The organism is Nocardia farcinica, assembly GCF_029867845.1.
Classification (GTDB): domain Bacteria; phylum Actinomycetota; class Actinomycetes; order Mycobacteriales; family Mycobacteriaceae; genus Nocardia; species Nocardia farcinica_A.
On sequence record NZ_JARWRU010000015.1, the window covers coordinates 1 to 3,614 of the forward strand.

Genomic DNA, 3,614 nt, shown 5'->3' on the forward strand with positions numbered 1-3,614 from the left:
CCGGGGGGGGGGGGGGGGGGGGGCCCCCCCCCCCCCCCCCCCCCGGGGGCCCCCGCGGGCCCCCCCCGCCGCGGGGGGGCCCCCCCCCGCGCATGCTCCAGGATGGAAGCATGGCGATCCAGGTACCGACTGTCGAACAGGTCCGCGAGTTGCCCGCCGTGCTGACCACGGAGGTGACCGAGCGGGAGATCGACGCCAACGGTCACATGAACGTGGTGCACTACCTGTCGAACAACATCCATGCCGCGGACATCCTGCTGCGCGCGCTCGGCCTGGACGACGACTACCGGGCACAGCGCAGGCTCGGGTTGTTCACCACCGAGCACCACATCGTCTACCACAGCGAACTGCGCGAGGGTGACTCCCTGTCGGTGCACGCGCGTGTGCTCGACCGGGGCGAGAAGGCCGTGCACATGATGACCTTCCTCGTCGACCGCGAGCGTGGCAGGCTGTCCAACACCCTGGAGATCCTGCTCGTGCACGTCGATCTCGACGCCCGCCGGTCCGCGCCCATCCCGGAGGACCTCGCGCTCGGCCTCGACGAACTCGTCGCCGCCTCCGGCAAGCTCAGCTGGGAGGCGCCCACCTGCGGGGTCATGGGCATCCGCCGCTGAGGGCGCGCGCTGCGCTACGTTCCGTCAACCGCGAAAGGACCGACATGCCGATCGAAGTGCAGCTGTCCACCGACGAACTGCTGTCCACCACCCGGACGGTGCGCAAGCGCCTGGACTTCCAGCGGCCGGTGCCGCTCGAGGTGGTGCGCGAATGCCTCGAACTGGCGATCCAGGCGCCGACCGGGTCCAACAGCCAGGGGTGGCAGTGGGTGGTGGTCACCGATCCCGGCAAGCGGCGCGAGCTGGGTGAGCTCTACCGGAAGGGCTTCCAGGCCTACGCCGCGGCCGCGCACTACCCGGGCAGGCGCGACACCGGCGACCCGGACGCCGACGCCGTCGGCAAGCGCGTCGCGAGTTCCGCCGAGTACCTCGCCGAGCGGATGGGGCAGGCGCCGGTGCTGCTGATCCCCTGCCTGGGCAACCGCGTCGACGGCGCGTCCAGCCAGGCCACGGCCTCCTATTGGGGCTCGCTGTTCCCGGCCGTGTGGAGCTTCTGCCTCGCCGCCCGCTCGCGTGGTCTCGGAACCGCATGGACCACACTGCATCTGAGCTACGAGCGGGAGGCCGCCGAGGTGCTCGGCATCCCGTACGAGAAGGTTTCGCAGGGCGCCATGCTGCCGGTCGCCTACACCAAGGGCACCGACTTCAAGCCCGCCCCACGCAAGGATCTCGATGCGATCCTGCACATCGACGGCTGGTGAGCCGCCCGCTCGGCTCACTCCCGCGCCGCCGACGGCAATCCCAGGAGTTCCGGCCGGGAGGCCAGGCGCCGCCACTGCCGGGCGGGCTCCGGCGTGAGCCGCCGTGCGCCCAGATCCAGTAGCCCGCTGACGTGCGAGACCGTCGCGGCCACCTCCCCGTCCTCCCGGGTGAAGACGTGCTCGACCCGGAAGGTCTTGCCCTCGCCCCAGATCCATGCGCAGGACACGTCGACGCTGTCGCCGCCGCGCAGCTCCCGCAGGAACCGCAGCGTCGTCTCCAGATTCACCGGGCCGAACCCGGCGGCGAACATCTGCTCCACCGAGATGCCGGCGGCCCGCACGCACGCGAACCGGGAGTGATCGGCGTACTGGTGGTAGGCGGCTCCGGTGACGTGGCCCTGCATGTCCAGATCCGACACCCTGACCTCGATGCGCGTGGTGAACACCATGGCGCGATCATGCCCTCGGCCACCGACAGGTATCCGGCTGCGCCGGAACCGGTTCCGTTCTCACAGGTGGGCGACGGACTCCTGGTAGCGCCGGGCCAGGGTGCGGATGTGTGCCACCAGCTCCGGCGGGCCGTCGATGCGGAAATCCATCATGAGCATGCTCAGGTAGATGGCGAGGGTCTCCATGGCGTCCGCGCCGGTGAGCAGCAGGCAGGACTCGTCGTCGATGGGTTCGACGACGCCCACCGCGGGGTTGATGCGGTCGATGACGGTCTGTGCGGGGGCGAGCACGGTGACCCGCGCGTGCACTTTCCACCCGGCCGAGGCGATCTCGCGGAGCACGAAGGCGACCAGATCCTCTTCGGGCAGCGTGCGGGCGGCGAAGTGCCTGCCGGTCGGTGCGATCCGCGCGCGGCCCGCCACCGGAAAGGCGTGCCAGCGGTGGCCGTCGAGGTCGTAGCCGACGAGATACCAGCGCCGTTGCCAGCTCACGAGCCGATAGGGCTCTACCCGGCGGTCGTCGAAGTCGAGTACCCGGCGGGCGCGGATGGCGGCGGCGATGCCGGCCAGGTCGCGGGCGGGCACCGGGGCGTCGGGTTCGCGGGAGCCGGTCGTCGCAGGCCCGACGGCGGTGGACTCGCGCAACGCGTTCACGGTGCGCTGCAACCGTTTCGGGAGGATCCGCTCCAGTTTGGCCAGGGCTCGCCGCATGCTCTGGTCGATGTCGGCGATGCCGGTCGAGCCGTTCTCGGCCAGGCCCACCGAGATCGCGACGGCGATCGCCTCGTCGTCGTCGAGCAGCAGCGGCGGCATGGTGGCGCCCTGGCCGAGGTGATAGCCGCCGATGGGGCCTCGGGTGGCGTGGACCGGATAGCCGAGATCGCGCAGCCGCGCGATGTCCTGGCGCAGGGTGCGATCGGTGACCCCGAGGCGGCGGGCGAGTTCGGGGCCGGTGTGGTCGCGGTCCTGGAGCAGGGCGAGCAGACGCAGCACCCGCGTTGTGGTCGAGGTCACATAATCCTCTTCGAAGCGGCGGGCGTAATCAGGAAGGAAATGAGCCTAATAGGCGCATAGGCTGAGGTCAACGAAGCAAACAAGATTCGGCGAAGTACCCGAGCGAGAGGTCACATCATGGACATCACCACCCGGCAGGACAGCACCCGGCAGGACGCCACCACCGAACTCGCGCCGGTCTGGCGCACGGTGCTCGCGGCCTCGTACGAGGCGCTGCGCAACGCCGCCTCCGCCGTCACGCCGGAACAGTGGCGACTGCCCACCCCCTGCGCGGAGTGGAACGTCGCCCAGGTCGCCGAGCACGCCGCGGGCGATCAGCGCGCCTACGCCGCCGCTCTCGGAGCGGGCACCGGCCCCGCCTACGACCCCTTCAGCCCCTCCGGCGAGATCGCCGACGGTCCCGTCGCCCTGATCGCGGCGGCTCTCGACGAGACGGCGGCCGCGTGGGCGACCGTCGACGACGACACCGAGGCCGTCCCCACCCCGCTGCCCTTCGGTCCGCTGCCCACCCCGGTGGCCGCGGTGCTGTGCGCGCTCGACGCGGCGGTGCACGCCTGGGACATCGCTGTGGCCACCGGTCAGCCGTCACCGTTGACCGACGAGCTGGCGGCCCCGATCCTCGCGGCGGCGCAGGGACGCGTCGAACCGCTGCGGCAGTGGGGCGCCTACGGGCCGGTCGTGGACGGTGACGGCGGCACGGCCACCGACCGCCTCCTGCGCTACCTCGGCCGCGAGCCTCGCCGCTGACCGACCCGGCGGTGGCGGGGCGGGGCCCCCCCCCCCCGCCGGGGGGGCGGGGCCCCCCCCCCCGGGGGGGGGGGGGGGGGGGGGGGTGA

The 3,614-nt window shown here is 72.2% G+C and carries 5 protein-coding genes; 3 read left to right on the forward strand and 2 right to left on the reverse strand.

The window, feature by feature from the left end:
• Together QH283_RS00190 and QH283_RS00195 are read left to right on the forward strand one after the other, a co-directional pair.
• Positions 1–614: thioesterase family protein (locus QH283_RS00190; RefSeq protein ID WP_280500995.1), on the forward strand; the 614-nt coding region annotated here is incomplete at its 5' end.
• A 50-nt stretch (positions 615–664) separates the two neighbouring features.
• Positions 665–1,315, forward strand: coding sequence for a nitroreductase family protein (locus QH283_RS00195; protein ID WP_280500999.1), 651 nt, complete (start codon positions 665–667; stop codon positions 1,313–1,315).
• Between the two features lie 14 nt (positions 1,316–1,329).
• Here QH283_RS00195 and QH283_RS00200 read toward each other — a convergent pair whose 3' ends face one another.
• Together QH283_RS00200 and QH283_RS00205 are read right to left on the reverse strand one after the other, a co-directional pair.
• A complete protein-coding gene (locus QH283_RS00200) occupies positions 1,330–1,764 on the reverse strand; it encodes an acyl-CoA thioesterase (protein ID WP_280500996.1) in 435 nt (144 codons plus the stop codon).
• A gap of 60 nt (positions 1,765–1,824) precedes the next feature.
• Positions 1,825–2,778, reverse strand: a complete 954-nt coding sequence (locus QH283_RS00205; protein ID WP_280500997.1) for a helix-turn-helix transcriptional regulator — start codon at positions 2,776–2,778, stop codon at positions 1,825–1,827.
• A 117-nt stretch (positions 2,779–2,895) separates the two neighbouring features.
• Between QH283_RS00205 and QH283_RS00210 the strand changes: the two genes are divergently transcribed.
• Positions 2,896–3,525 (forward strand): TIGR03086 family metal-binding protein, encoded by a 630-nt coding sequence (locus QH283_RS00210; RefSeq protein WP_280500998.1) that lies wholly within the window; start codon positions 2,896–2,898, stop codon positions 3,523–3,525.
• Positions 3,526–3,614 lie beyond the last annotated feature (89 nt).

Bases quoted from the DNA above. Each gene is read 5' to 3' on its own strand.
- QH283_RS00200 (WP_280500996.1), bottom strand. From the start codon at position 1,764: ATGGTGTTCACCACGCGCATCGAGGTCAGGGTGTCGGATCTGGACATG.
- QH283_RS00210 (WP_280500998.1), top strand. From the start codon at position 2,896: ATGGACATCACCACCCGGCAGGACAGCACCCGGCAGGACGCCACCACC.